Origin of the sequence: Paracoccus shandongensis (genome assembly GCF_017315735.1) — a bacterium.
Lineage (GTDB): Bacteria > Pseudomonadota > Alphaproteobacteria > Rhodobacterales > Rhodobacteraceae > Paracoccus > Paracoccus shandongensis.
The window spans coordinates 26,051-49,886 of the sequence record NZ_JAFLRK010000011.1 but is presented as its reverse complement, the minus strand read 5'-3'; the positions used below and the strand labels follow the sequence as shown (position 1 = coordinate 49,886).

The window sequence follows — 23,836 nt, the reverse complement described above, 5'->3', positions numbered from 1 at the left end:
GGCGCGGGTTCGGCTTGCGCCTTGCTGCGGCACGGCATCACCCTTATAGTGAAACGGTTTTTGGCAACCATCACCCGATATGAAACGCCGTCAATTCCTTAACGCAGCCACCGCCCTGGCCGCCGGAGGCTCGTTTGCCGCCGTGCCCGTGCAAGCGCAGACCCCAGCGGATCAATCTGCGCCGCCGCCCCCGGGCGCCGGTGACACGCCGCCTGCGCCCGCCCCCACCGTCTTCGGCTTCGAGGAGGTGGCGGCCCTTGCGGCGGAACGGGCGACGCGCGTTTATGAACAGCCGGTGGCCGATCTGGTGGGCAGCTTTGCCAACCTGACCTATGACCAGTATCGGGCGATCCGCTTCCGGCGCGACCGCGACCCCTTCGCGGGCAATCCCCGCTTCGGCATGGACCTGCTGCCGCCGGGTTCGATCTTCTACGAGCCGGTGAACATCAGCGTGGTCCGCGACGGCGTGCCGCACCGGCTGGACTTCGACCCCTCGATGCTGGAGTTCGATCCCTCGCAGTTCCCCGACGGCGCGGACTTGCAGAACAAGGGGAACATGGGCTGGTCCGGCTTTCGGATGCGGACGATCCTGAACCGCCCCGGCGTGATGGACGAATTCCTGGTCTTCCAGGGCGCGACCTATTTCCGCGCCGTGGCGCGCGGCACCATCTATGGCCTGTCGGCGCGCGGCCTTGCCATCAAGACCGGCAGCCCGGACGGCGAGGAGTTCCCGCTGTTCACCGACTTCTGGATCCAGGAACCGTCCGACGGGTCGGAATGGGTGCGCATCTATGCGCTTCTGGACAGCAAGTCGGTCGCGGGCGCCTATCAGTTCGACATCAACCCCGGCGCGGTGTCGATGGTGCGGGTGCGCGTCGCGCTGTTCCCGCGCGTCGATCTGCAGAACACGGGGCTTGCGCCCCTGACCTCGATGTTCTGGTTCAGCCCCGCCAGCCGCCGGCAGGTGGACGATTACCGCCCCGCCGTTCATGACAGCGACGGCGTGCAGATGCACACGGGCGCGGGGCAGGCCTTGTGGCGCACGCTTGGCGCGCACAAGACGCTGCAGATCTCGTCCTTCGTGGACAACAACCCGCGCGGCTTCGGCCTGATCCAGCGCAAGCGCGATTTCGACGATTACCAGGATTCCGAGGCACTGTATCACCTGCGCCCCTCGGCCTGGATCCAGCCCGAGGAGAACTGGGGCGAGGGCGAGGTCCGCCTGGTCGAGATCCCGGTCGAGAACGAGTTCAACGACAACATCGTCACCTGCTGGGTTCCCAAGGAGCCGCTGGTCCGCGACAAGCGCCACGAATTCCGCTATCGCCTGGGCTTCGCGCCGCTGCCCGCCAACGACCTGCCGCTGGCCCGGGTGGTGCAGGTGCGGTCCGGCCGGTCGGTCAATTCGCAGGCGGCACGCAGCTTTATCGTCGATTTCGATCTGTCGCTGTTCGCGGACACGCTGCCCGAATCCAAGGTCACGACCTCGGCCGGCAACATCGCCCATGCCTATCTCAAGCCGCTGCCGCACCAGGGCGTGCTGCGCCTGGCCTTCGAGTTCGAGCCCGGCGACGCCACCCTGGCGGAACTGCAGGCCGTGCTGACCAGCCCCGAGGGTGTCGTGCTAAGCGAAACCTGGCTGGCCCGCTGGACCGCATGACCGCCATGGACCGGCCCACGACCACGCTTCCCGCCACCCCGCCCGAGGCGCCCTTGGCCATGCCCGTGCAGGATTTCGGCGCCCGGCCCCCGCAGGCCTTTCCGCGCCTGCGCAACGGCTGGCGGGTCTGGGCGGCGCGGCTGGTGGCCTTCGGCGGAACGGCGGCCATCGCGGTCGTGGGCTTTCTGCAGATGCTGCAATCCTTCGGCGACGATCCGACGCCGATGCAATGGGCGCTGCTGGTCCTGTTCGTGCCGACATTCGCCTGGGTGGGCTTTTCCTTCTGCGGCGTGCTGGCGGGCCTGTTCGCGCCCGACCTGGCCACGCCCGAGGGGCCGAACGACGCGCGCCTGGCCGTGGTCATGCCGATCTATCACGAGGATGCGGCCAAAAGCATCGGCCTGCTGACCGCCCTGGCGCGCGAGCTGGACCGCGAGGGCATGGCCAATCGGGCCGAGATTTTCGTTCTGTCCGACAGCCGGGACCCGGTGATCGCCGTGAACGAGACGCTGGTGATCGACGCGGCGCGCCGGGTATCGCCCCTGCCGATCTGGTATCGCCGCCGCGTCACCAACGAGGATCGCAAGACCGGCAACATCAGCGACTTCATCCGCCGCTGGGGCGGGCGCTATGACCAGATGGTCGTGCTGGACGCCGACAGCATCATGACCGGTGCCACGATCCGCGCCCTGTCCGCCCGCATGAACGCCGATCCCCGGCTGGCCTTGATCCAGACCATGCCGATCCTGGTGGGGGGCGAGACGATCTTTGCCCGCCTGACGCAGTTCGCGGGCCGCGTTTATGGCCCGATGATCGCGCGCGGCGTGTCCGCCTGGTCGGGCAACACCGGCAACTTCTGGGGCCACAACGCCATCATCCGCCTGTCGGCCTTTGCATCCGCCTGCGGTCTGCCGCGCCTTCCGGGCAAGCCGCCCTTCGGGGGCACCATCCTGTCCCACGATTTCGTGGAAGCCGCCGCCCTGTGCCGGGCGGGCTGGAAGGTCCGGCTGGACCACGACCTGCGCGGCAGTTTCGAGGGCTGCCCGCCGACGCTTCTGGACATGGCCGTGCGCGAACGCCGCTGGGCGCAGGGCAACCTGCAGCATTCGCGCCTGTTCGGAATGCGCGGGGCCCGCGCCATCACGCTGGCGCATTTCACCATCGGCATCCTGGGCTTTCTGATGAGCCCGCTGTGGCTGGCCCTGATCCTGGTGGGCCTGGTGCTGTCGGCCAATGTGCTGCTGTCAACGCCGGAATACTTCCCCAACGCCTATCAGTTGTTCCCCGACTGGCCGGTCTTCGACGCCCGCCGGATGCTGTGGCTGTTCGTCGCCGCCATGGCGCTCTTGCTGCTGCCCAAGCTGATCGCGATCTTTCGTGCCTGGCGACGGCCCCTGGCGCAGAACGCGGGCGGCCCGGCCCGCATCTTCGCCAGCGCCCTGTTCGAGATCCTGCTGTCCGCCCTGATCGCGCCGGTGCAGATGCTGATCCAGACGCGCCAGATCTATGAAATCCTGCGGGGCCGGGACAGCGGCTGGAACGCCCAGGTCCGCGCCGGATCCATGCCCGACTGGAACGTGGTGATCGCGCGGCACTGGGTGCATGTGGGCCTTGGCATCGGCACGCTGATCGTGCTGGCGCAGTTTTCCCCCGCGCAATTGATCTGGCTGTCGCCGATCCTGGCCGGGCTGATCCTGTCGCCTGTCACCTCGCGCTATTCGGCCAGCCCGGTCTTCGGCCGCTGGGCGCGGATGCGCGGCCTTCTGGTCACGCCCGAGGAGCGAAATCCCCCCGCGATCCTGTCCGATGCCAGCGCCGTCGTCCGGTCCATGCCCCGGCCCCTGAAGGGCGCGGCGGGGCTTCTGCACCTGGGCGGCGATCCCCAGATGATCGACCGCCATGTCGCGCTGCTGCCCGACCATCCCGACCTGCCCCGGGACAAGCGCCTGCACCGCATCACCGCGGGCGCCAAGATCGCCCATGCCGCCACCCGGTCCGAGGCGCTGGATACTCTGACCCGGGACGAGACCGACGCGCTGGTCTCGGACCCCGCGCTGCTGCGGCAATGGAGCGTCCTTCCGTCATGAAGCGGCTTATCGCGCTGGACATGCTGCGCGGCTACGCGCTGGTCTGCATCATGCTGGACCACATGCCGATTTCCGAACTGCGCTGGTTCACGCTGGCCAATTTCGCCATCTTCGACGCGGCCGAACTGTTCGTGCTGCTGTCGGGCTTCCTGGTCGGCATGGTCTGGCTGTCGGTCGAACGCAAGGCGGGCCTGCGCGCCGCGCAATGGCGTTTCGCCCGCCGCGCCTTCGAGGTCTGGCGCGCCCTGGTCTTTGGCGGGATGCTGATGGCGCTTGTGTCGGCCGGGCTTCTGGCGCTGGACATGGACCACACGGCGATCTGGCACCAATACGCGATCTGGGTGCTGGAAAACCCGCTGGGTTTCTTCGGCGTGCTGGCCAGCATGTGGCTTCAGCCGAACCTTCTGGACGTGCTGGCGGTTTACGTGATCCTGCTGGCCTCGGTCCCGGTGCTGGTGCCGGTGATGCTGCGCCATCCCCTCAGCTTTGCGGCCGGGTCTTTCGCGGTCTGGTGCTTTGCCCCGGTGCTGAACGCCTTTGTGCCGAACCACCGTCTGGGCGGGCTGCTGTTCAACCCCTTCGGCTGGCAGATGCTGTTCTTTTCCGGCATCGCCATGGGCCTTTACCGCGAACGGGCCATGCCGGTTCTGATGCAGCACCGGCGGCTGCTGACGATCCTGTCGGCGGGCATGTTCCTGTTCGGCACCGCCATCGTGGTGGCCGCCAAGTTCGGCGAACCCGCGCTGCCCCTGCGCGACGCCCTGCGCCTGATCTATGGCGGAGAGATCGGCAAGTGGGATCTGGACGGCACCCGCTACATGGCGATCATGGGCGCAAGCTGGCTGGTCGCCGTGCCCCTGGCCCGCATCATGGAACGCATGGCCGCAAGCCGCCTGGGCGTGGCCTTGCAGCAGATCGGCCGGGGCGGACTGTTTTCCTTTTTGGCCTGCGTGCTGCTGTCGGTGCTGGGCGACGCCTTCCAGATGAACCCCCCGGGCCAAGGCATCGCGCGGCGCATGGCTGTCGATGTCTGGGCGATGCTGGCGCTGTGGTGGATTTCCGCCCTATGGCTGCGCTTTGGCGCGCCCTGGCAGATGTCGATCACCCTGCGGCGCCAGGCCAAGGGCTGAAGGAAAACGGCGCATTCCGGGAAAGGTGGAGGCGGGTACCGGAATCGAACCGGTCTTCACGGATTTGCAATCCGCTGCGTAACCTCTCCGCCAACCCGCCGCCGTTGAGGTGGGCATGGAATAAAGGATCGGCCCGCCGCTTGCAAGACGGGAATGTGTGGCGTTGCGAGGCCCACGAAATCATGGCAATAAAGCTGGAAAGCACTTGCAGAGGCTCCCCGAGATGAGCGATTTCGCCACCCGGCGCACGATGATGGTGGACACGCAGGTCCGCCCCAACGATGTCACCAAGTTCCCCGTGATCGAGGCCATGCTGGCCGTCCCGATGGAGGATTTCGTGCCCGACTCGCGCCGGGCGGTGGCCTATACGGGCGAAAACCTGGACCTGGGCCATGGGCGCGTCCTGCTGGAGCCGCGCACCCTGGGCAAGATGATCGACATGCTGGACCTGCAGCCCGACGACCTGGTGCTGGATCTGGCCTGCGGCTATGGCTATTCGGCGGCGGTCGTCGCGCGGATGGTCCAGGCCGTCGTCGCCATCGAGGAACAGCCCGAAATGGCCGCCGAGGCCGAGCGCCGCCTGGGCGAGGCGGGCGTCTTCAACGTCGCGGTGCTGAACGCCCCCCATGCGCAGGGCGCGGCCAAGCAGGGCCCCTTTGACGCGATCCTGATCGGCGGCGGCGTCGAGGAGGTGCCGGACGCGATCCTGGACCAGCTGAAGGAAGGCGGGCGCATCACCGCGCTGTTCCTGGAAGGCGCCCTGGGCGTCGTCCGCATCGGCCACCGGCTTCACGGGCGCGTCAACTGGCGATATGGTTTCAATGCCCAAGCCCCCTTGCTGCCGGGGTTCGAGCGAGCGCGGGGGTTTGTATTGTGAAAGGACTGCGCCGCTTTTCAGGGGCCGCCGCCATCGCGCTGATGGCGTTCACCGGCCATGCCGTCTGGGCCGAATCGCTGGCCGACACGCTGGTCGCCGCCTATCGCCATTCCGCCCTGATCGAGCAGAACCGCGCCGTGCTGCGCGCCGCCGACGAGGACGTGGCCGCGGCCCTGGCCGAATTGCGCCCCATCGTCCAATGGACGGCCAGCCATCAGGTCTCGCGCAGCGAGGGGGCGCTGGACTATAGCACCGCGCGCTCGACCTCGTTGCAGATCGGCGCGCAGATGCTGCTGTATGACTGGGGCCGGTCGCAACTGGCCATCGACGCGGCCAAGGAACAGGTTCTGGCGACGCGCCAGGGCCTTGTCGCGGTCGAGCAGGACGTTCTGCTGGCCGCGACCGTGGCCTTTTTCGACATCCGGCAGGCGACCGAACGGGTGGCCCTGCAACAGAACTCGGTCGAGGTGCTGACGCGGGAACGCCAGGCTGCGCAGGACCGCTTCGACGTGGGCGAGATCACCGTGACCGACGTGGCGCTGGCCGATGCGCAACTGGCGGAAACCCAGGCCGGGCTGGCCGCGGCCCAAGGGGATCTGGAAATCGCGCGCGAAGCCTATCTGGCCGCGACCGGGCGTTTTCCCAGCGGGCTGGACGCGCCCCCGCCGCTGCCCAAGCTGCCCGCCTCGGTCGATGAGGCGCGGGCTATCGGGCAGCGCAACCACCCGCTGATCGCGCAGGCGCAGCGCCAGGCCGCGGCCTCTGAACTGGGCGTCGCCCAGGCCGCGGCGGAACGCAATCCGTCGCTGTCGGCCAACGTCGCGGCGGGCGTCACGCGCAGTCGGCAGCAGCAACTGTTGGGCGAGGGCGATTACGACAACCGCAACAGCGCCTCGGTCAGCCTGAACCTCAGCCAGACCATCTATTCCGGGGGCCGCCTGCCGGCCGCGCATCGCCGTGCCATGGCGCTGCGCGACCAGTCGCGGGCGAACCTGCTGAACGTGTCGCGCCAGATCAGCCAGCTGGTCGGCGAATCATGGGCCAACATCGACGTGGCGCGCGCCCAGATCGGCGCCATCGACGAACAGATCTCGGCGGCGCAGCAGGCCTATAACGGCGTGCGCGAGGAAGCGGCGCTTGGCGCGCGCACCACGCTGGACGTGCTGGACGCCGAACAGTCGCTGCTGGAGGCGCGGGCCGACAAGATTACGGCGGAAGCCAACCTGCAATTAGCACATTATCAACTTCTGGCTGCTATGGGTCGTCTTACGGTAGAACACCTGAACCTGGGGATTCCGACCTATGACCCTTCGCAATACTACAATGCCGTGCGCGACGCGCCCTACACCAGCAAGCAGGGCGAAAGCCTTGACCGCGTGCTTCGCGCGATCGGCCGCAACTGAATGCCTGATCCGCGGGGGTGTCCATGGCTGACCCCCGCTTTTCACAAAACGCCGCCCGCCTGTCGGAAGACATCGGCGATGTCCTGACCGCCATCCGCCGCATGATCGCCGATGACGATGCGCTCAGCACCGCGCGGGACCGGCTCCGGGCGGGCCGCAGCGACCTGGTCCAGGACGATGCGGCCGAATTCCTGGCGCGCCGCTATGGCGGCAATGCCGCCCTGGCGCGGCAGATGGTCGAAACCGCCGAATCGACGCGGCCGGTGGCCCCCGAACTGCCCGAGGCGGATGATGCCCCGCAGGTTCCGGCCTTCATCCTGCGCGCCGGCGCCAAGCCTGCCGCCAATGCCGTGCCCCTCCGCCTGGGGGCCGAGCGCCGGATTGCCGAACCGGAAGGGGCCAAGCCCTCGGGCTGGCGGGCCTGGCTGCGGCCCGAGATGCGCGAAACCGCGCGCCTGCCCGAACCCGCGCCCGCCCCGGCCAGCCTTGAACCGGCGGTCTTGGATATCGGCGATGATGCGGACGATTTCGCCGAAGCCTTCGACTGGAAGGCACGGATGCGGCCCGAACTGGAAGAACCCGCCCCCGTCCTGGCCGCCAAGCCGGTGGACCAGCGCCCCTCTGGCTGGACCCTGCCGCCCGAGCCTGCGACCGATCCCGTCGCCGAACTGGCCGCCGCGGCCGAAGCCTTCGATGCCGAACTCCAGGCCCAGGCCGACGGGGAAAGCACCGATCAGGACATCCGCGACATGCTGCGCGAGATGGTGCAAGAGGAACTGAACGGAGAGCTGGGCCAGCGATTCTCGGCCAACCTGCGCGCGGTGATCCGCCGCGAGGTTGCCGCCGCGCTGGAAGCGCAGATGGATCGCTTCTGACATCGCAGCGGGCAGCGCCTGTCACGGTGCTGCCCGGAAATCCGCTCAGCCGCGCGCGGTTTGCAGCGTCCTGGCCCACCAGGTCAATTCGTCCAGCATGGCCTTGAGCGAGCCTTCCAGGTGGTCCTCGATCTCGCTCATCGGGGCATTGGCGCCAAGGGGAGAGACCTTGAAGAAATCGCCTCCGCCGATATGGACGGCATTGCGCAGGGGCACCATCTGAAGCTCGATCCCGATCAGGCGCAGGTGTTCCAGGGCGCGCGCGCCGCCCAGGCTGCCATAGGCCAGCGCCGAGAAGGGCTTGCGGTTCCATTCCTTGTAGGCCTGGTCCAGCGCGTTCTTCAGTGCCCCGGTGATGGATCGGTTGTATTCCGCGACGACGAAGACAAAGCCGTCAAGGCCCGCCAGTTTTTCCTGCCACGCCACGGCGTTCGGATCGCTGGACGGTATCCACAGGTTCGACGCGGGTTCGTTGAAGAAGGGCAGGTTCTGGTCGCGCAGGTCGATCAGCGCGAAGTCCAGGTCGGGATGGTCCTTGACCTTGTCCATCAGCCAGGCCGTGGGCTTGTCGGCAAAGCGGGTGTCACGGGTGGAACTGATGATGACGCCGATGCGGGGCTTGGTCATGTCTGCTGGTCCTTGTTGGGTCATGGGGCACGGCCAGCCTAACGCCTGTCGGGCCGCACGGTTCGGCAAATCGCCGGGCAGGGGCGCACAGCCGTTCTTGCGTTTTCGCACAACGGGCCTTGCCTGACGGGCGCGGCGGTGGTCTATCAATCCCATGAAGAAGTCCGACAACCCCGCCGATCCCTTCAAGAAGGCCCTGTCCGAGGCGACGCGCGCCCTGGCCGACGACCGGGAACTGAACGTGACCTTCAGCGCCGATCCCTCGGGCGTGGCGGGCGACACGATGCGCCTGCCGCAGGTCAGCCGCCGCATGGGCCGGGACGAGATCCTGCTGGCCCGGGGCACCGCCGACGCCCTGGCGATGCGGATGCGCCACCACGACGCGGCGACCCATGCCCGGTTCTCTCCCGCCGGGCCCATGGCGAAGGAGCTTTACGAGGCCATGGAAACCGCCCGCTGCGAGGCGCTTGGCGCGCGCGACATGCCGGGCGCCTTGTCCAACATCGACGCCCGGATCGGCGCGGATGCGGACAAGAAGGGTTACGGCCAGATCAAGGCCCCCGCCGACGCGCCGCTGGCGGTGGCTGCCGGTTACATCGTCCGCCAGGCCGCGACGGGCCGCGCGCTGCCGGTGGGCGCGCAGCATGTGGCCGACCTGTGGCGGCCTTTTGTCGAACAGCAGGCGGGCGGGTCGCTGTCGCATGTGAACGAGGTGCTGGCCGACCAGGCGGCCTTCGCGCGCCTGTCGCGGCAGGTCATCAGCGACCTGGGCTACGGCGACCAGCTGGGTGACGATCCCGACCAGCAGGAAGACGACGATTCGGACGAAAACGCCGAACAGGACGAGGAAGCGGGCGACAACCAGTCCCGCGACCAGGACGACAGCGAGGATGCCGAGGCCTCGCCCGAGCGGTCCCAGGAACAGCAGCAGGACGAACGCCAGGCCCAGGTCAGCATGGACGACCAGTCCGACGAGCAGCTGACCGACGAGGCCGAAATGCCCGAATCGGAAACCCCGCCCGACCTGCCGCCCCCGGTCAGCGAGGCCAGTGCCGATTACAAGGTCTTCGCCCAGACCTGGGACGAGGAAATCCGCGCCGAGGATCTGGCCGATCCGGCCGAACTGGAACGGCTGCGCGCCTATCTGGACAAGCAGCTGGAACCCCTGCGCGGGGCGGTGTCGCGGCTGGCCAACAAGTTGCAGCGCCGCCTGCAGGCCCAGCAGAACCGCAGTTGGGAGTTCGACAAGGAGGAGGGCGTGCTGGACGCGGGCCGCCTGGCGCGCGTGGTGGCGAACCCGACCACGCCCTTGTCCTTCAAGGTGGAAAAGGACACCGAGTTCCGCGACACGGTGGTGACGCTGCTGATCGACAACTCTGGGTCGATGCGGGGCCGGCCCATCAGCATCGCCGCCATCTGCGCGGACGTTCTGGCCCGCACGCTGGAGCGGTGCAGCGTCAAGGTCGAGATCCTGGGCTTTACCACGCGGGCCTGGAAGGGCGGGCAATCGCGCGAGGCCTGGCTGCAGGCGGGCCGTCCCGCCCAGCCGGGGCGTCTGAATGACCTGCGCCACATCATCTACAAGCCCGCCGACGCGCCCTGGCGGCGGGTGCGGCCGAACCTTGGGCTGATGATGAAGGAGGGTCTCCTCAAGGAAAACATCGACAGCGAGGCGCTGGAATGGGCGCACAAGCGGCTGGTGCGGCGGAGCGAGGCGCGCAAGATCCTGATGGTGATTTCCGACGGCGCGCCGGTCGATGATTCGACCCTGTCGGTCAATCCGGCGAACTATCTGGAAAAGCACCTGCGCGACGTGATCGCCATGGTGGAGAAGAAGCGCATGGTGGAACTGCTGGCGATCGGCATCGGCCATGACGTGACGCGATATTACGAACGCGCGGTGACGATCACGGATGCGGACCAGTTGGCCGGCGCGATTACCGAGCAACTGGCCGCGCTGTTCGACGCCGATCCGCGCAAGAGGGCGCGGGCCCTGGGGATGGCTCGCCGCGCCTGACCCGCGTCCCGCGGGGACAGACAGGGGGCTTTCCGCCCCCTGCGGACGCCCTGCGGGCGTCCTACCCCCGAGGATATTTTTCTGAAGAAGAAAGCAGAAAGGGCAGGGTGGCGCGCAGTTTCGCTATGCCGCCGGGTTGCCAGCCCATGGCGCGCAGGCGGTCGCAGCATTGCACGCGCAAGGGGGCCGGGTCGGCGCGGGCGGGCAGGGAGTGCGGGCAGCCGGTCAGCGCCTGAACCTGCGCCAGCAGGTTATGGCGGTCCAGGATCAGGTCGCTGCAATTCACCTGGGAAGGCGGGGTTTGCTGGTCCAGCAGCAGAAGGATCGCGGCGGCGAGGTCGTCGCCGTGAACCTCGGTCGCGATGCGGGGTTGGACGGGACGGCCTGCCAGATAGTCGCTGAACAGGCCGTGCCATTTGCCGGGCAGGCCATAGACGCCGGTGGCCCGGATCGCGGTGCCCTTGAGGGGAAGGCTGGCAAGGTGCGCTTCGGCGTCGGCCTTGACCTGGCCGTAGAGGTTGGCGGGCCGGGCGGGCAGGTCGTCGGGCAGGGCGGTCCCGGGCGGATACCCGTCATGGACCGCGCGCGAGGACAGGAATACCACCCGGTCCACGCCATCGCGGACGGCTGCCTCGAGCAGGCGGAGGGTTCCGTCGCGGTTCAGGCGCAGGAAGGTTTCGGGGTCGTCGCCCTCGCCCCCGCGATAGCGGCCGGGGGTGTGGGCGAAGGCGCAATGGATCAGCGCGTCGTGGCCTGACAGGTCTGGCGTGTCGCCCAACTGGAAGCCGGTGCTGCGGTCAAGCCGCGTCACCTGATGGCCCGCCGCTTGCGCCGCGCGCAGCACGAAGCCGCCGACGATGCCCGATGCGCCGGTCAGCGCGATGCGCATCAGGCGGCGGGACGGGCCTGCGCGGCCAGGTCGGGGACGGGATGGCCTTCGGCGATGGCGCGCCACAACTCGATCAGCGGGCGCAGCAGATGGGCCTTGTCGTGGTCCTGCCAGGGCTTCTCGTATTGGAAATGCAGGATGCGGATGTCCTCCCAGCTCCACAGTTCCGGCATGTTCATCCAGACATATTGCAGCATGTTGTGATGGATCGACAGCCCGTGCCAGTCGGGGAAATAGTCCTGCAGAAAGGTCTGGTCGGTGCGCCGCCAGAAGACGCCGGGGCGGTCCAGATGGGCCATCATCGCGTGATAGGTGCGGATGTCGGGGCGCGCGGTGAAGACGCCCGAATTCATGCGGTGGAACCCGTCCAGCCCGTCATAGACATTGGGGGCTGCGCAGAATTCCGGCAGGTCGAACAACTTTTCGACGGACCGCAGCACCACCGCGTCGGCGTCGATGAAGACGCAGCGGTCGTAATCCAGCTGCCACAGCCGCAGCTTGACGAAATTGTCCAAGGGCGTGTGGAAATCGGGCTTGCCGCCCTGGGTGAAGGCCGCGCGGGCGTGCAGGGCGTCGCGAGCATGGGCGCGGTCGAAGCCTTCGCTGGTGGGCAGCAGGTCGGCGGCGATCAGCCGGGCGCCGTGGGCGCGCAGCCGCGCCAGATGGGCCGGGCCCAAGCCGCGGTGCATGACCACCAGGTCGGCGCGCGTGCCGGTCAGCGTCAAGGACCGCAGCAGCGCCTCGGCCCCCGGAAGGTAGTCGGGATTGGTGACCAGCGTGACATAGGCATGGTCGGATCGGGCCGGGGTTTCAGCCAGCAGGCCGTCGGGCAGGGCGGGTCCGCTGCCGTGTGTTGCGGCGGGATACAGCGGCGAGATCCGGGTGGTGTCCATCGGCTATCCTGGGCAGTCAAAGAAGTCTGGCGGCGGTTTGGCGCGACCTTATGGCATTTTCATGAACCGTCCATGACAGAACGCGGTGGGCTTTGCCAAGGTTCATCCAAAGGCTAACCTGCCCGCGATAGCCGAGGAAACCATCATGAGCCTGCCCGCCGCCCTTTCCGACCGCCTGCGTGGCATCCTGGGAACACGCCTGTCCCAGACCGCCGCCGACCGCGACCACCATGCCCAGTCCGAGGCCTTCCACCGCTCGCCCCCGCCCGACGCCGTGGCCTGGCCCGAGAGCGCCGAGGAGGTGGCGGCGATCCTGCGGGCCTGCAACGAGGCCCGCGTCCCGGTGGTCGCCTGGGGCACCGGCACCTCGCTGGAGGGGCACGCGCTGCCGATGAAGGGGGGCCTTTCGCTCGATCTGTCGCGGATGGACAAGGTGGTGGAGGTCCGGGCCGAGGACATGCAGGCCAGCGTCCAGCCGGGCGTCACCCGAGAGGCGCTGAATACGGAACTGCGCGCGACGGGGTTGTTCTTCCCGGTCGATCCGGGGGCCAATGCGTCCCTTGGCGGGATGGCGGCCACGCGGGCCAGCGGGACGACCGCCGTGCGTTACGGCACGATGCGCGACAATGTGCTGGCGCTTCAGGTGGTGCTGGCCGACGGGCGGATCATCCGCACCGGCACGCGGGCGGCGAAGTCCAGCGCCGGTTACGACCTGACCGGGCTGTTCGTCGGGTCCGAGGGCACGCTGGGCGTGATCACCGAACTGACCCTGCGCCTGCACGGCCAGCCCGAGGAGGTGGCCGCCGCCGTCTGCGCCTTCGACAGCCTGGATCACGCCGTGGAATGCGTCAGCGCCACGATCCAGTCGGGCATCCCCATGGCGCGGATCGAGTTTGTCGACGCGGCCAGCGCGCGGGCCTTCAACCTTCATTCCGGCAGCGCCATGCCCGAACAGCCGCATCTGATGGTCGAGTTCCACGGCAGCCCCGGCGCGGTGCGCGAGGACGCCGCCCGCTTCGGCGACATCGCGGCCGAGTTCGGCGCCCAGGGTTTCGACTGGGCGACCACGGCGGAAGACCGCGCCCGGCTGTGGCGGATGCGGCACGGGGCCTATCACGCCTGCCTGGCGCTGCGGCCCGGCGCCTCGGGGCTGGCCACCGATGTCTGCGTGCCTATGTCGCACCTGCCCGCCGCCGTCCATGCCGCAGCGGAAGACATCGCCGCCGAAGGGCTGATCGGCCCCATCCTGGGCCATGTCGGCGACGGTAACTTCCATGCGCTTCTGCTGGTCGATCCCGCCAGCCCCGACGAGATCGCGGCGGCCAAGCGCATCGCCACCCGCATGGCCGAACGCGCGCTGGCCGTGGGCGGCACGATTAGCGGCGAACATGGCATCGGCATCGGCAAGCGCGGGCTGATGGCTGCCCAGCATGGCGAAGGCTGGCAGCTGATGGGCCAGATCAAGGCGGCGCTGGATCCCCATGGCATCCTGAACCCCGGAAAGCTGGTGCCCGACAGGAACTAGGCCCTTTTTCGGCAGTTGCCTTGCCAAGCCATCGGAGAAAACCCCATGTCCCACAATGACAACGACGCTTCGCGGTCAGCCCGCCGCCATGTGCCGGCGCTGACCGCCCTTGCCATCGTCCTGATCGCGGCCTTCCTGGCCTTCATGGTGTTCCGCCCCGGCGTGGACGAGCAGAACGAGGGGCTGGCCACCACGCCCCCGCCCGCCGGCACGCCGATCACCAATGCCGAAGGAACCGACGGCACCGCCCCCCCGGTCGTCTCGCCCGAGGGCCTGCCGGAGCCAGAGGACAGCGAGGTCCGGGGAACCGAAGCCGCGCCCGCCACGGAAAACACGGCCCCCGCGACCGAGGACGCGCCGCAAGAGGCGAACTGACTGACGCACTCGTGACCGTCACGGCCCGGTGACTTTCCCTCACGACCTTGCGATAAGCGCCAAAACGGCGCGGCAAGCGCCAAGGCAAGGTCGAAGGGGCAGGATGCGGTATTTCAGCAAGATATTGATGGGGCTGATGCTTGTGCTGGCGGTGGCTTGCGCGCGCACCCCCGAACGGGGCGGCTATCGCGCGGCGCCGGGGCCGGGGGCCAACCCGCAACTGGGCGATTCGGCCCCCCATGACTGGGGCGGCCGCCACCCCTACGGCCACGCGGTCCACGGCATCGACGTGTCGCGCTGGCAGGGCGACATCGACTGGAACCGCGTCCGCAATGCGGGCATCAGCTTCGCCTTCATCAAGGCGACCGAGGGGGGCGACCACTACGACCCCAGCTTCCACCGCTATTGGCGCGAGACCGCGGCGGCGCGGATCCCGCGCGGGGCTTATCACTATTACTACTTCTGCCGTTCGGGCGCGGAACAGGCGGCCTGGTTCATCCGCCAGGTGCCGCGCGAGATCGGATCCTTGCCGCCGGTCATCGACCTGGAATGGACCCATTCGCAGACCTGCCCCTATCGGCCCTCGCCGCAGGAGATCAAGCAGCAGGCCTCGATCTTCATGGACATCGTGGGGCGGCATTACGGGCAGCGGCCGATCATCTACACGACGGTCGATTTCTATCGCGACAACCGCCTGGGCGACATGCGCGCGGAATTCTGGCTGCGCTCGACCGCCGGTCACCCGAGCGAGCGTTATCCGGGGCAGCGGTGGGCCTTCTGGCAATATACCGGGACCGGCATCGTTCCGGGCATCCGGGGCAACACCGACCTCAACGCATTCGCCGGAACCCGCGCGGATTGGGTGCGATGGCTGCAGACACGCCTGACACGGTAGGATCCCGCCTCTGGCTGGGGATCGAGTTCGCGGCGCTCTATCTCGGGGCGCCGCTGGCCATTGCGCTGTTCATGCCGGGCCGCCTGCTGTTCGAGGCGCTGGCGGTGTTTTCCGTCGCGGGCCTGCTGCTGCTGTGGCGCACCGGCGGCTTCGGCTTCCGCTCGCTTGTCCGGGGGTGGAGCAGGCTGCCCTGGCTGGAAGTCCTGGCCCTGTCTGTCGTCACCCTGCTGGCGGGGGTGGTGATCCTTTACTTCACCCATCCCGAACGCCTGTTCACCATGCTGCGGTCGGGGATGCTGCCGCTGATCTGGGTCTTTTACCCGCTGCTGTCCGCGCTGCCGCAGGAACTGATCTTCCGCCCGCTGTTCTTCCACCGCTACGGCGCGCTGCTGCCGGCGGGGCAGGGGGCCATCGCCGTCAACGCGGCGGTCTTTTCCTTTGCGCATCTGATGTACTGGTCGCCGGTCGTGGCGGCCATGACCTTCGTGGGCGGCTGGATCTTCGCGCGCGCCTATCTGCGCCACGGCTTTCCCGCCGCCTGGCTGCTGCACGCGGTTGCGGGCAACATCCTGTTCACCGTGGGCATGGGCGTCTATTTCTACAGCGGCAACGTGGTGCGCCCGTTCTAAGCCGGTTGACTTCCCGCCCCTGCCGCGCTTGATGCGGGGCGGATTATTCGGGGACCGACCATGCACGCCTATCGCAGCCATACCTGTGGCGACCTGACCGCCGCCCATGCCGGGGAAACCGTCCGCCTGTCGGGTTGGGTCCACCGGGTCCGCGATCATGGCGGCGTGCTGTTCGTCGATCTGCGCGACCATTACGGCATGACGCAGGTGCTGGCCGACAGCGACAGCCCGGCCTTCGCCGCGATGGACAAGCTGCGCGCGGAAACCGTGATCCGCATCGACGGCCGCGTGAAGCTGCGCGACGCCGCGCTGGTGAACGCGAAGCTGCCCACGGGCGAGATCGAGGTCTATGCCACCGACCTGGAGGTTCTGGGACCGGCGGACGAACTGCCCCTGCCGGTCTTCGGCGACCAGGAATACCCCGAGGAAACGCGCCTCGCCTATCGCTTCCTGGACCTGCGGCGCGAGTCGCTGCACAACAACATCATGCTGCGGTCCAAGGTGATCCGCTCGATCCGCAACCGCATGTGGGATCAGGGCTTTACCGAGTTCCAGACGCCGATCATCACCGCGTCCAGCCCCGAAGGCGCGCGCGACTTCCTGGTCCCCTCGCGCCTGCATCCGGGCAAGTTCTATGCCCTGCCGCAGGCCCCCCAGCAGTTCAAGCAGCTGATCATGGTCGCGGGCTTCGACCGCTATTTCCAGATCGCCCCCTGCTTCCGCGACGAGGATCCGCGCGCCGACCGCAGCCCGACCGACTTCTACCAGCTTGACCTGGAGATGTCGTTCGTCGAGCAGGAGGATGTGTTCGCCGCCATCCAGCCCGTCATCCAGGGCCTGTTCGAGGAGTTCGGGGGCGGCCGCCCGGTCGATGCCGACTGGCCGCGCATCCCCTATGCCGAGGCGCTGCTGAAATACGGGTCGGACAAGCCCGACCTGCGCAACCCGATCGAGATGCAGGTGGTCAGCGACCATTTCTGCGGGTCCGGTTTCGGCATCTTCGCCAAGCTCTTGGAGCAGGAGGGCACCGAGGTCCGCGCCATCCCCGCGCCTACTGGCGGGTCGCGCAAGTTCGCCGACCGCATGAACGCCTTCGCGCAGCGCGAGGGGCTGCCGGGCATGGGGTATATCTTCTGGCGCAAGGCCGAGGATGGGTCCACCGAGGCCGCCGGTCCCATCGCCAAGGCCCTTGGCCCTGAGAAAACCGAAGCTATCCGCATCCAGCTTGGCCTGGGCGAGGGCGATGCCGTCTTCTTCCTGGGTGGCCGCCCCGAGCAGTTCGAGGCCGTCGCGGGCCGCGCCCGCAACGAGATCGGCCGCGAACTGGGCCTGACCCAGGAAAACCAGTTCAAGTTCGCCTGGATCATCGATTTTCCCATGTATGAAAAAACCGACGACGGCAGGATCGACTTCAGCCACAACCCGTTCTCGATGCCGCAGGGGGGCTTGGAGGCGCTGAACGGCCACCCCTTGCAGGTCAAGGGCTACCAGTACGACCTCGCCTGCAACGGCTATGAGCTGATTTCGGGCGCGATCCGCAATCACAAGCCGGAAATCATGTTCAAGGCCTTTGAACTCGCGGGCTATCCGGCGTCCGAGGTTGAAAAGCGGTTCGGCGGCATGGTCAAGGCATTCCGCTATGGCGCGCCGCCGCACGGAGGCTGCGCGGCGGGCATCGACCGGATCGTGATGCTGCTGGCGGACGAGGTGAACATCCGCCAGGTCATCATGTTCCCGATGAACCAGCGGGCCGAGGATCTGATGATGGGCGCCCCGTCGGAACCCACCAACGAACAGCTGCGCGAGTTGCGCCTGCGCGTCCTGCCGAAAGAGTGATCTGACATTCCCACCCCGGTTGCCTAGCCTTGCGGCGTGACTTTCAACCGGGGGCCGTGGATGCTGTCCTATCCCGAACTTGCCGCGATCCGGCTGGGCTATGGGCTGTCGCCCTTGTCCAGCCCGCCTGCCGATCCGGTGGCGCTGGTCGCTTCGATCAGCACCGCCGGGCCGGACGCGGATGCCTTTTCGGTGGCCCGGGACCATCTGCCCCATCGCGCGCGCTTTGCCGACCTGAACCGTTCGACCGCGCCGGACAGGGCCGCGCAGATACAGGCACTGCGCAACCAGGTGCGCGACATCGGCCTGCGCGCGCCCCGCATCCGGATGGCCCGCGCGGTGGGCGACGTGGGCGGCTTTGGCGAGCGGCTGGTGCAGTTCTGGGCCGACCATTTCACCGTGACGAATGGCAGCGTCTTTGACGCGGTCACCGCTGCGGCCTTCGTGGACGAGGCGATCCGGCCCCATGTCGGCGGGCGCTTCGCGGACCTGATGTTCGCCGCCGAAACGCATCCCCGGATGATCACCTATCTGGACCAGGCGGTCTCGGTCGGGCCCAAGTCCCGCGCGGGAAGGGCCGGGCGCGGCGTTAACGAGAACCTCGCCCGCGAGATGATCGAGCTGCACAGCCTGGGCGCCGGATCGGGCTATGACCAGCGCGACGTGCGCCAGCTGGCGCTGTTGCTGACCGGGCTGACCTTCCGCGCCAACCGCGACGCGGCCAGCAGCTTCAACCCGAACTGGGCGGAACCCGGTCCCTTCGCGGTGCTGGGCAAGACCTACAGGCGGGGCGAGGGGCGGGGCGTGGTCCGCGAGGTCATCGCCGATCTGGCCGCCCATGACGCGACCGCGCGCCACATTGCGCGCAAGCTGGCGGTGCATTTCGTGTCCGACGATCCCCCCGACAGCCTGGTCCGGCGGCTGGCCCGGGCCTTTCGCGGCAGCGGCGGCGACCTGCCGGCGCTCTATCTGGTGCTGGCCGAGGCGCCGGAACTGCGCGACTGTTTCCGCCATAAGGTCCGCCAGCCCTTCGATTATATCGTGGCGGCGCTGCGCGGCTGCGGTTTCTCGCACGGGGACATCATGGCGCTGGAGGAACGCGCCTTCAGAAACCTGCTGATGGGCGGCATGGCCGCGATGGGGCAACGCTGGGGCATGCCGCGCGGCCCCGACGGCTGGCCCGAGGATGCGGACGCCTGGGCCACCGCGCAGGGGCTGGCGGGGCGCATCGACTGGGCCATGCGGATGCTGCCCAGGCTGCTGCCGGACCAGCCCGACCCCCGCGCCTTCCTGCAGACAGCCCTTGGCGACAGCGCGTCCGAGGCGCTTCGCTGGGCGGTGCCCAAGGCCGAAAGCCCGGCCGAGGGGATGGCCGTGATCCTGGCCTCGCCCGATTTCAACCGGAGATGACGCCATGCTGTCCCGCCGCCTGTTCCTGAAATCCAGCGCCCTGATCGGCTGTTCGGCCGCCGCCCATCCGCTGCTGTCCGCGATCGCCTTCGCCAGCGCCCCGGGCGAGAACCGGCTGGTCGTCATCATCCTGCGCGGCGCGATGGATGGGCTGGACGTGTTCCAGCCCCATGGCGACCCGGCCCTGCGGACCTTGCGCAAGACGCTGTCGGTCGGACCCCAGGGCGGGGCCCAGGATCTGGACGGGTTCTTCGCGCTGCATCCCGCGCTGGCGGACCTGATGCCCTTGTGGCGCGCGGGCGAGCTGGGCTTTGCGCCCGCCGTGTCCACCCCTTATCGCGACAAGCGCAGCCATTTCGACGGCCAGGACGTGCTTGAGGCCGGGACCGGCACCGATGTCGAGGCGATGCAGCAGCGCGACGGCTGGCTGAACCGCCTGCTGCAGGCCATGCCGGGCGTGCAGTCGGAAACCGCCTATTCGGTGGGCCTCGATGACATGCGCATCCTGGACGGTGCGGCGCCTGCCAAAAGCTGGGCGCCGCAGACGCGGTTCCGCCTGTCGGCGCAGGGCCAGCGCCTGCTGACCCATGTCTGGCACGACGATCCGCTGTTCCGTCCGGCGGGCGAACAGGCGGTGGACATCATCAACGACGGCCTTGCCACCATCGAGACCGAGGCGGGCCCGACCCGCGACGCGCAGGCCCTGGCGCGCTTCGCCGCCGACCGCCTGAACGGCGAGACGCGGATCGCCACTTTTTCCATTTCTGGCTGGGACAGCCATGCCCGCCAGCCGCAGGTCATTGGCCGCGCCTTGCAACGGTTGGGCACCGCGATCCTGACCCTGCGCGCCGACCTGGGGGCGAACTGGTCGCGGACAACCGTGCTGGCGATGACCGAGTTCGGCCGCACCGTGCGCGAAAACGGCACGGGCGGCACCGACCACGGCACCGGCGGGGCGCTGCTGGTGGCGGGCGGCAACATCCGGGGCGGGCGCGCCCTGGGCGACTGGCCGGGCCTGGCCGAGAGCGACCTTTACGCCGGGCGCGACCTGATGCCCCTGCGCGACATCCGCGCCTATGCCGCCTGGTCCCTGCGCGACCTGTTCGGCATCGCCCCCGACGTGCTGGAACGCAGCGTCTTTCCCGGCCTCGACATGGGGGACAATCCGCGCATTCTGGCGTGATCGGACAGGAGGCGCGGAATGCAGGTCGGGAACCACATGCCGCTGGCGGATTTCGTGCCGCCCCCGCATCCGGCGGCGCAGCCCCTGCGCAGCGACATCCTGCAACCCTTGTCGGCGGACCGGCACGCCGCGGACCTGTTCGACGCGCAGGCAGGGCATGACGCGCTGTGGACGTATATGCCTTATGGCCCCTTCCTGTCCCGAAACGACCACCGCGCCTGGATGGCGCGGGCCGAGGCCTCGACCGATCCCTTTTTCCTGGCGATCCTTGATCCCGGGACGGGGCGGGCGGCGGGCCATGCCGCCTTCCTGCGGATCGACACCGCCAATGGCGTGATCGAGATCGGGCATATCCTGCTGACGCTATCCTTGCAGCGGACGCGGACGGCCAGCGCGGCGCTGATGGCGATGATCGGCTGGGCTTTCCATAACGGCTATCGCCGGGTGGAATGGAAATGCAACGCGTTGAACACCCCGTCGCGGCGGGCGGCCCTTCGGCTGGGCTTCACCCACGAGGGCACGTTCCGCAACCACATGATCGTCAAGGGCGAGAACCGCGATTCGGCCTGGTTCTCGATCACCGATGCGGATTGGCGGGCCTTGGCGCCGGCCCATGCCGCCTGGCTGGATGATGCGAACTTCGATGCGGCCGGCGGGCAGCGTCAAAGCCTGTCGGGCCTGACCGCCAAGGCGCTGCCGGGGCGCGGCGCGGCCTAGAGGCTTGCGACCCTGGACAGGCGTTCCTGCACCAGCCCGCTGATCCGCGCCAGGTCGCTGGCCAGGGCATGGCCTGCCTCGCGGTCGCGCTGCAGGGCCGTGGCGGCGGCCTCCAGCACCGGGTCATGGGCCGACCGGGCGATGCCCGCCAGGAAATGCGCGATGTAATCGACCGCCGTGGTGTCCTGGGCGCTGGCCAGGATCTCGGCCACATGGGCCAGGTCGTCGCGCAGGCCCGAGGGGTCGGGCTGGATCACCTCGTCCGGCAGGATGCGCAAGCCGTGGCCCCGCGCCTCGACCGGCAGGGCCGCCAGGATCGTCTGCTGGAAGACCGCCAGGCTTTCGATGGGCTTGGCCAGAAAGCCGTCCGCCCCCGCCGCCAGCGCCACATCCCCCAGGTCCGGATTGCCCGAGATGCCCAGCAGCACCGGCACGCGCGGTTCCGTCGCGGCGATCTGGCGGATCAGCCCCGCGCCATCGCCGTCGGGCAGGCCCAGATCGACGATCACCACCGCCGGGCGATAGGTTTGCAGGTGCCGCGCTGCCGACCGCAGGCAATCGGCCCGCCGGATCCGCGCGCCCGAGCGCAGGCAGAGCAGCCGCACCGCCTCGCTGGCGAAGCGCGAATCTTCGACCACCAGCACGGTCAGCCCGGCCATTGGGCGGTTCGGCGAAGAGGCCCGCCACATGGGCAAAGCCCCGACCACGTCGGACGCGATGTCGTTCTGCATGTCAGTGTCCCTACCAATGTCGCCGGTCCAGTTAGCGGCTGATTCGCTAAGAAGCGGTTAACAACGCCGGGTTTTCCTTTCGCCGCCTGCCCGAAGGCCCTAGAAGCGTGGAAAACGGAGGAAATGATGATCGGACGCCTCAATCACGTCGCCATCGCGGTTCCCGACCTAGCCGCAGCCTCGGCGCAATATGCCGACACTCTGGGCGCGCGCGTGGGCGCGCCTCAGGACGAGCCCGACCACGGCGTCACCGTGGTCTTCATCGAACTGCCCAACACCAAGATCGAACTGCTTTATCCCTTGGGCGAAGACAGCCCGATCAAAGGGTTTTTGGACAAGAACCCGGCGGGCGGGATCCATCACATGTGCTTCGAGGTGGACGACATCCTGGCCGCCCGCGACCGGCTGAAATCCGAAGGCGCGCGCGTCCTGGGCAATGGCGAGCCCAAGATCGGCGCGCATGGCAAGCCGGTGCTGTTCCTGCATCCCAAGGACTTCAACGGCTGCCTGATCGAGCTGGAGCAGGTCTGATGAACCTGACCGGAGGCATCGTCCTGTTCGCCGTGCTGTGGTTCCTGACCCTGTTCATCGTGGTGATGATCGGCCAGCGCAGCCAGCAGGACGCCGGAGAGATCGTGCCCGGCACCCCCGCCGGCGCGCCCGCCGACCTGCGGCTGAAGCGCAAGCTGATCTGGACCACGGCCATCACGGCGGTGATCTGGGCCGCCATCGCCTTTGTCATCCTGGGCGGCTTCGTCACCCGCGCGGATATCGCGAACCTGGACCGGCTGATCCGCTGACCCCGTGGAACAGATGCGTGAAGGCCGCTGCCGCCAGCAGCGGCACCGCGATGTTCACGACCGGAACGACCAGCGCCACCGCGACCAGCACCCCGGCCAGCGTCACGCGCGCACTGTTCGCGCGGCGCAGGGCGGTGGCCTGCGGTTCGTCCATGTGACGGCGCGCGGCCATCTGGAAGAACTCTCGCCCCAGCAGCCAGCCGTTCGCGCCGAACAGCAGCAGGGGCGCCACCGGCCCCAGGAAAGGCGTCAGCACCAGCGACAGCACCGCCACGACCAGAACCGCCGCAACGACCGCCAGCGATTCCAGCAGCCCGTCCCAGAAATCCAGCGACTTGCCGCGCAGGGCGGGGTAATGGATCTCCTCGACCGCGTCGGCCACCTGTTCGGCGAACAGCCCGGCAAAGCCTGCGGCGACCGGGGCCATCAGGAAGAACCCCATCAGCGGGAACAGCGCCAGCGATCCCCAGGACAGGACCGATCCGACATCCAGCGTGCCGATCCAGGGCAAGGAAAAGCCGCCCGGCACGAAGCTGCGCACGGCCCAGAACACCGCCGCTTGCAGCAGGACGAACAGCAGGATCGTCAGCCCCACGCCCATCAGCGCCAGCCGCAGAATGCGCGGGCGCAGCAGATCCAGCCAGGCCAGCGTCAGGGCGCGAAGGACAGTCATTCCAGCCACGTCGTCTTGGCCGCGACATCGGGGCGCGGGCGTTCGGGTGGGGTTTCCCCCCGGCTGCCGATATGAACCAGACCGACGATGCGCTCGTTTTCCGACAGACCCAGGTGGGTGCGCCCGAAGGTTTCGTCCAGCACCGCAGGCCCGGTCAGCCAGGCCGCCCCCCAGCCAGAGGCCAGCGCCGCATTGACCAGCCCCAGGCAGACCGCGCCCGCCGACAGGAACTGTTCCCACCGGGGCACCTTGTCGCTGGCCACCGGGGCCGAGACCACCGCCACGATCACCGGCGAGGCAAAGGCCGAGGCCGCCTTGTCCGCCACCGCCCCATCCTGGCCCGCCGCCAGCACCTGGTCGCGCAAGATCGGTGCCAGCCGGTCAAGCGCCCCGCGTTCCAGCACCACGAACCGCCAAGGCTCCAGCTTGCCGTGGTCGGGGCTGCGCGCGGCCAGGGTCAGCAGGCGCAGGATCTCGGCCCGGTCGGGGGCGGGGGCGCGCAGCATCTTGGGCGGATGGGACCGGCGGGTCGCCAGGAAATCCAGCGCGGCGTCGTTGCGATAACTCATGGCAGTCTCCTTCGCGCCTGTTCTTTGCCGAAAGC

At 68.5% G+C, this 23,836-nt stretch carries 23 protein-coding genes and 1 tRNA gene; 17 read left to right on the top strand and 7 right to left on the bottom strand.

The annotated features are described in order from the left end of the window. Positions 1-79: 79 nt before the first annotated feature. From JX613_RS09455 to opgC, 3 genes are read left to right on the top strand one after another with little or no spacing between them, the layout of a single operon-like run. Entirely contained in the window at positions 80-1,660 is a 1,581-nt protein-coding gene (locus JX613_RS09455) for an OpgD/OpgG family glucan biosynthesis protein (protein ID WP_207101215.1), read from the top strand. Continuing rightward, entirely contained in the window at positions 1,657-3,747 is a 2,091-nt protein-coding gene (gene mdoH / locus JX613_RS09450) for a glucans biosynthesis glucosyltransferase MdoH (protein ID WP_207101214.1), read from the top strand. The genes JX613_RS09455 and mdoH overlap by 4 nt, the downstream gene beginning before the upstream one ends. Next, a complete protein-coding gene (gene opgC, locus JX613_RS09445) occupies positions 3,744-4,877 on the top strand; it encodes an OpgC domain-containing protein (RefSeq protein ID WP_207101213.1) in 1,134 nt (377 codons plus the stop codon). Before mdoH ends, opgC begins: the two co-directional genes overlap by 4 nt. A gap of 26 nt (positions 4,878-4,903) precedes the next feature. Here the strand turns inward: opgC and JX613_RS09440 are convergent. Further along, positions 4,904-4,977: transfer RNA gene (locus tag JX613_RS09440), tRNA-Cys, on the bottom strand. 123 nt (positions 4,978-5,100) lie between these two features. On the opposite strand from JX613_RS09440, the gene JX613_RS09435 reads away from it, so the two are divergent. The 3 genes from JX613_RS09435 to JX613_RS09425 are packed head-to-tail and all read left to right on the top strand — an operon-like array spanning position 5,101 to position 8,032. Beyond that, entirely contained in the window at positions 5,101-5,754 is a 654-nt protein-coding gene (locus tag JX613_RS09435) for a protein-L-isoaspartate O-methyltransferase family protein (protein ID WP_207101212.1), read from the top strand. Beyond that, positions 5,751-7,157, top strand: a complete 1,407-nt coding sequence (locus JX613_RS09430) for a TolC family outer membrane protein (protein ID WP_336512288.1) — start codon at positions 5,751-5,753, stop codon at positions 7,155-7,157. Before JX613_RS09435 ends, JX613_RS09430 begins: the two co-directional genes overlap by 4 nt. A 23-nt stretch (positions 7,158-7,180) precedes the next feature. Beyond that, positions 7,181-8,032, top strand: a complete 852-nt coding sequence (locus JX613_RS09425; RefSeq protein WP_207101211.1) for a hypothetical protein — start codon at positions 7,181-7,183, stop codon at positions 8,030-8,032. Between the two features lie 45 nt (positions 8,033-8,077). Here JX613_RS09425 and JX613_RS09420 read toward each other — a convergent pair whose 3' ends face one another. Continuing rightward, positions 8,078-8,659 carry an NADPH-dependent FMN reductase gene (locus JX613_RS09420; protein ID WP_207101210.1) on the bottom strand — a complete coding sequence of 194 codons (582 nt, stop codon included), beginning with the start codon at positions 8,657-8,659 and terminating at the stop codon, positions 8,078-8,080. A gap of 154 nt (positions 8,660-8,813) precedes the next feature. Here JX613_RS09420 and cobT point away from each other — a divergent pair, with 154 nt between their 5' ends. Then, on the top strand, positions 8,814-10,676 hold the full coding sequence (gene cobT / locus JX613_RS09415) for a cobaltochelatase subunit CobT (RefSeq protein ID WP_207101209.1): 1,863 nt from the start codon (positions 8,814-8,816) through the stop codon (positions 10,674-10,676). Between the two features lie 61 nt (positions 10,677-10,737). Here cobT and JX613_RS09410 read toward each other — a convergent pair whose 3' ends face one another. After that, positions 10,738-11,565, bottom strand: coding sequence for an NAD-dependent epimerase/dehydratase family protein (locus JX613_RS09410; RefSeq protein WP_207101208.1), 828 nt, complete (start codon positions 11,563-11,565; stop codon positions 10,738-10,740). Further along, a complete protein-coding gene (locus JX613_RS09405) occupies positions 11,565-12,458 on the bottom strand; it encodes a glycosyltransferase (protein ID WP_207101207.1) in 894 nt (297 codons plus the stop codon). The genes JX613_RS09410 and JX613_RS09405 overlap by 1 nt, the downstream gene beginning before the upstream one ends. 145 nt (positions 12,459-12,603) lie before the next feature. On the opposite strand from JX613_RS09405, the gene JX613_RS09400 reads away from it, so the two are divergent. The 8 genes from JX613_RS09400 to JX613_RS09365 all read left to right on the top strand — a co-directional run bounded on the left by JX613_RS09400 (position 12,604) and on the right by JX613_RS09365 (position 21,028). After that, positions 12,604-13,983 carry an FAD-binding oxidoreductase gene (locus tag JX613_RS09400; RefSeq protein WP_207101206.1) on the top strand — a complete coding sequence of 460 codons (1,380 nt, stop codon included), beginning with the start codon at positions 12,604-12,606 and terminating at the stop codon, positions 13,981-13,983. 45 nt (positions 13,984-14,028) lie between these two features. Next, positions 14,029-14,358 (top strand): hypothetical protein, encoded by a 330-nt coding sequence (locus JX613_RS09395; protein WP_207101205.1) that lies wholly within the window; start codon positions 14,029-14,031, stop codon positions 14,356-14,358. A 127-nt stretch (positions 14,359-14,485) separates the two neighbouring features. Continuing rightward, positions 14,486-15,253, top strand: coding sequence for a glycoside hydrolase family 25 protein (locus JX613_RS09390; RefSeq protein WP_237168480.1), 768 nt, complete (start codon positions 14,486-14,488; stop codon positions 15,251-15,253). Beyond that, on the top strand, positions 15,226-15,882 hold the full coding sequence (locus JX613_RS09385; RefSeq protein WP_207101203.1) for a CPBP family intramembrane glutamic endopeptidase: 657 nt from the start codon (positions 15,226-15,228) through the stop codon (positions 15,880-15,882). The genes JX613_RS09390 and JX613_RS09385 overlap by 28 nt, the downstream gene beginning before the upstream one ends. Before the next feature lie 60 nt (positions 15,883-15,942). After that, entirely contained in the window at positions 15,943-17,718 is a 1,776-nt protein-coding gene (gene aspS / locus JX613_RS09380; protein ID WP_207101202.1) for an aspartate--tRNA ligase, read from the top strand. A gap of 60 nt (positions 17,719-17,778) precedes the next feature. After that, a complete protein-coding gene (locus JX613_RS09375; protein ID WP_207101201.1) occupies positions 17,779-19,128 on the top strand; it encodes a DUF1800 domain-containing protein in 1,350 nt (449 codons plus the stop codon). A gap of 4 nt (positions 19,129-19,132) precedes the next feature. Continuing rightward, on the top strand, positions 19,133-20,311 hold the full coding sequence (locus JX613_RS09370) for a DUF1501 domain-containing protein (protein ID WP_207101200.1): 1,179 nt from the start codon (positions 19,133-19,135) through the stop codon (positions 20,309-20,311). Between the two features lie 18 nt (positions 20,312-20,329). Continuing rightward, positions 20,330-21,028 (top strand): GNAT family N-acetyltransferase, encoded by a 699-nt coding sequence (locus tag JX613_RS09365; protein ID WP_207101199.1) that lies wholly within the window; start codon positions 20,330-20,332, stop codon positions 21,026-21,028. Here the strand turns inward: JX613_RS09365 and JX613_RS09360 are convergent. After that, entirely contained in the window at positions 21,025-21,759 is a 735-nt protein-coding gene (locus JX613_RS09360; protein ID WP_207101198.1) for a response regulator, read from the bottom strand. The two genes, JX613_RS09365 and JX613_RS09360, sit on opposite strands and share 4 nt — an antisense overlap. Positions 21,760-21,885: 126 nt before the next feature. Here JX613_RS09360 and mce point away from each other — a divergent pair, with 126 nt between their 5' ends. Together mce and JX613_RS09350 are read left to right on the top strand one after the other, a co-directional pair. Continuing rightward, the gene (gene mce / locus JX613_RS09355) at positions 21,886-22,290 is read left to right on the top strand and encodes a methylmalonyl-CoA epimerase (protein WP_207101197.1); all 405 of its coding nucleotides are present in this window, start codon (positions 21,886-21,888) and stop codon (positions 22,288-22,290) included. Further along, positions 22,290-22,559 carry a DUF1467 family protein gene (locus JX613_RS09350; protein ID WP_207101196.1) on the top strand — a complete coding sequence of 90 codons (270 nt, stop codon included), beginning with the start codon at positions 22,290-22,292 and terminating at the stop codon, positions 22,557-22,559. Before mce ends, JX613_RS09350 begins: the two co-directional genes overlap by 1 nt. Here the strand turns inward: JX613_RS09350 and JX613_RS09345 are convergent. After that, positions 22,516-23,232 (bottom strand): EI24 domain-containing protein, encoded by a 717-nt coding sequence (locus JX613_RS09345; RefSeq protein WP_207101195.1) that lies wholly within the window; start codon positions 23,230-23,232, stop codon positions 22,516-22,518. The genes JX613_RS09350 and JX613_RS09345 overlap by 44 nt on opposite strands. Further along, positions 23,229-23,801, bottom strand: a complete 573-nt coding sequence (locus JX613_RS09340; RefSeq protein ID WP_207101194.1) for a nitroreductase family protein — start codon at positions 23,799-23,801, stop codon at positions 23,229-23,231. The genes JX613_RS09345 and JX613_RS09340 overlap by 4 nt, the downstream gene beginning before the upstream one ends. Between the last annotated feature and the right edge of the window lie 35 nt (positions 23,802-23,836).

What these genes read in the sequence shown, in the direction of transcription:
- aspS (WP_207101202.1), top strand. Translation starts at nt 15,943, where the DNA reads ATGCACGCCTATCGCAGCCATACCTGTGGCGACCTGACCGCCGCCCAT.
- JX613_RS09365 (WP_207101199.1), top strand. Translation starts at nt 20,330, where the DNA reads ATGCAGGTCGGGAACCACATGCCGCTGGCGGATTTCGTGCCGCCCCCG.
- JX613_RS09370 (WP_207101200.1), top strand. Translation starts at nt 19,133, where the DNA reads ATGCTGTCCCGCCGCCTGTTCCTGAAATCCAGCGCCCTGATCGGCTGT.
- JX613_RS09360 (WP_207101198.1), bottom strand. Translation starts at nt 21,759, where the DNA reads ATGCAGAACGACATCGCGTCCGACGTGGTCGGGGCTTTGCCCATGTGG.
- JX613_RS09395 (WP_207101205.1), top strand. Translation starts at nt 14,029, where the DNA reads ATGTCCCACAATGACAACGACGCTTCGCGGTCAGCCCGCCGCCATGTG.
- JX613_RS09400 (WP_207101206.1), top strand. Translation starts at nt 12,604, where the DNA reads ATGAGCCTGCCCGCCGCCCTTTCCGACCGCCTGCGTGGCATCCTGGGA.
- JX613_RS09455 (WP_207101215.1), top strand. Translation starts at nt 80, where the DNA reads ATGAAACGCCGTCAATTCCTTAACGCAGCCACCGCCCTGGCCGCCGGA.
- JX613_RS09410 (WP_207101208.1), bottom strand. Translation starts at nt 11,565, where the DNA reads ATGCGCATCGCGCTGACCGGCGCATCGGGCATCGTCGGCGGCTTCGTG.
- cobT (WP_207101209.1), top strand. Translation starts at nt 8,814, where the DNA reads ATGAAGAAGTCCGACAACCCCGCCGATCCCTTCAAGAAGGCCCTGTCC.
- JX613_RS09390 (WP_237168480.1), top strand. Translation starts at nt 14,486, where the DNA reads ATGGGGCTGATGCTTGTGCTGGCGGTGGCTTGCGCGCGCACCCCCGAA.
- JX613_RS09425 (WP_207101211.1), top strand. Translation starts at nt 7,181, where the DNA reads ATGGCTGACCCCCGCTTTTCACAAAACGCCGCCCGCCTGTCGGAAGAC.
- JX613_RS09385 (WP_207101203.1), top strand. Translation starts at nt 15,226, where the DNA reads ATGGCTGCAGACACGCCTGACACGGTAGGATCCCGCCTCTGGCTGGGG.
- mdoH (WP_207101214.1), top strand. Translation starts at nt 1,657, where the DNA reads ATGACCGCCATGGACCGGCCCACGACCACGCTTCCCGCCACCCCGCCC.
- opgC (WP_207101213.1), top strand. Translation starts at nt 3,744, where the DNA reads ATGAAGCGGCTTATCGCGCTGGACATGCTGCGCGGCTACGCGCTGGTC.
- JX613_RS09345 (WP_207101195.1), bottom strand. Translation starts at nt 23,232, where the DNA reads ATGACTGTCCTTCGCGCCCTGACGCTGGCCTGGCTGGATCTGCTGCGC.
- JX613_RS09350 (WP_207101196.1), top strand. Translation starts at nt 22,290, where the DNA reads ATGAACCTGACCGGAGGCATCGTCCTGTTCGCCGTGCTGTGGTTCCTG.
- mce (WP_207101197.1), top strand. Translation starts at nt 21,886, where the DNA reads ATGATCGGACGCCTCAATCACGTCGCCATCGCGGTTCCCGACCTAGCC.
- JX613_RS09435 (WP_207101212.1), top strand. Translation starts at nt 5,101, where the DNA reads ATGAGCGATTTCGCCACCCGGCGCACGATGATGGTGGACACGCAGGTC.
- JX613_RS09340 (WP_207101194.1), bottom strand. Translation starts at nt 23,801, where the DNA reads ATGAGTTATCGCAACGACGCCGCGCTGGATTTCCTGGCGACCCGCCGG.
- JX613_RS09420 (WP_207101210.1), bottom strand. Translation starts at nt 8,659, where the DNA reads ATGACCAAGCCCCGCATCGGCGTCATCATCAGTTCCACCCGTGACACC.
- JX613_RS09375 (WP_207101201.1), top strand. Translation starts at nt 17,779, where the DNA reads ATGCTGTCCTATCCCGAACTTGCCGCGATCCGGCTGGGCTATGGGCTG.
- JX613_RS09405 (WP_207101207.1), bottom strand. Translation starts at nt 12,458, where the DNA reads ATGGACACCACCCGGATCTCGCCGCTGTATCCCGCCGCAACACACGGC.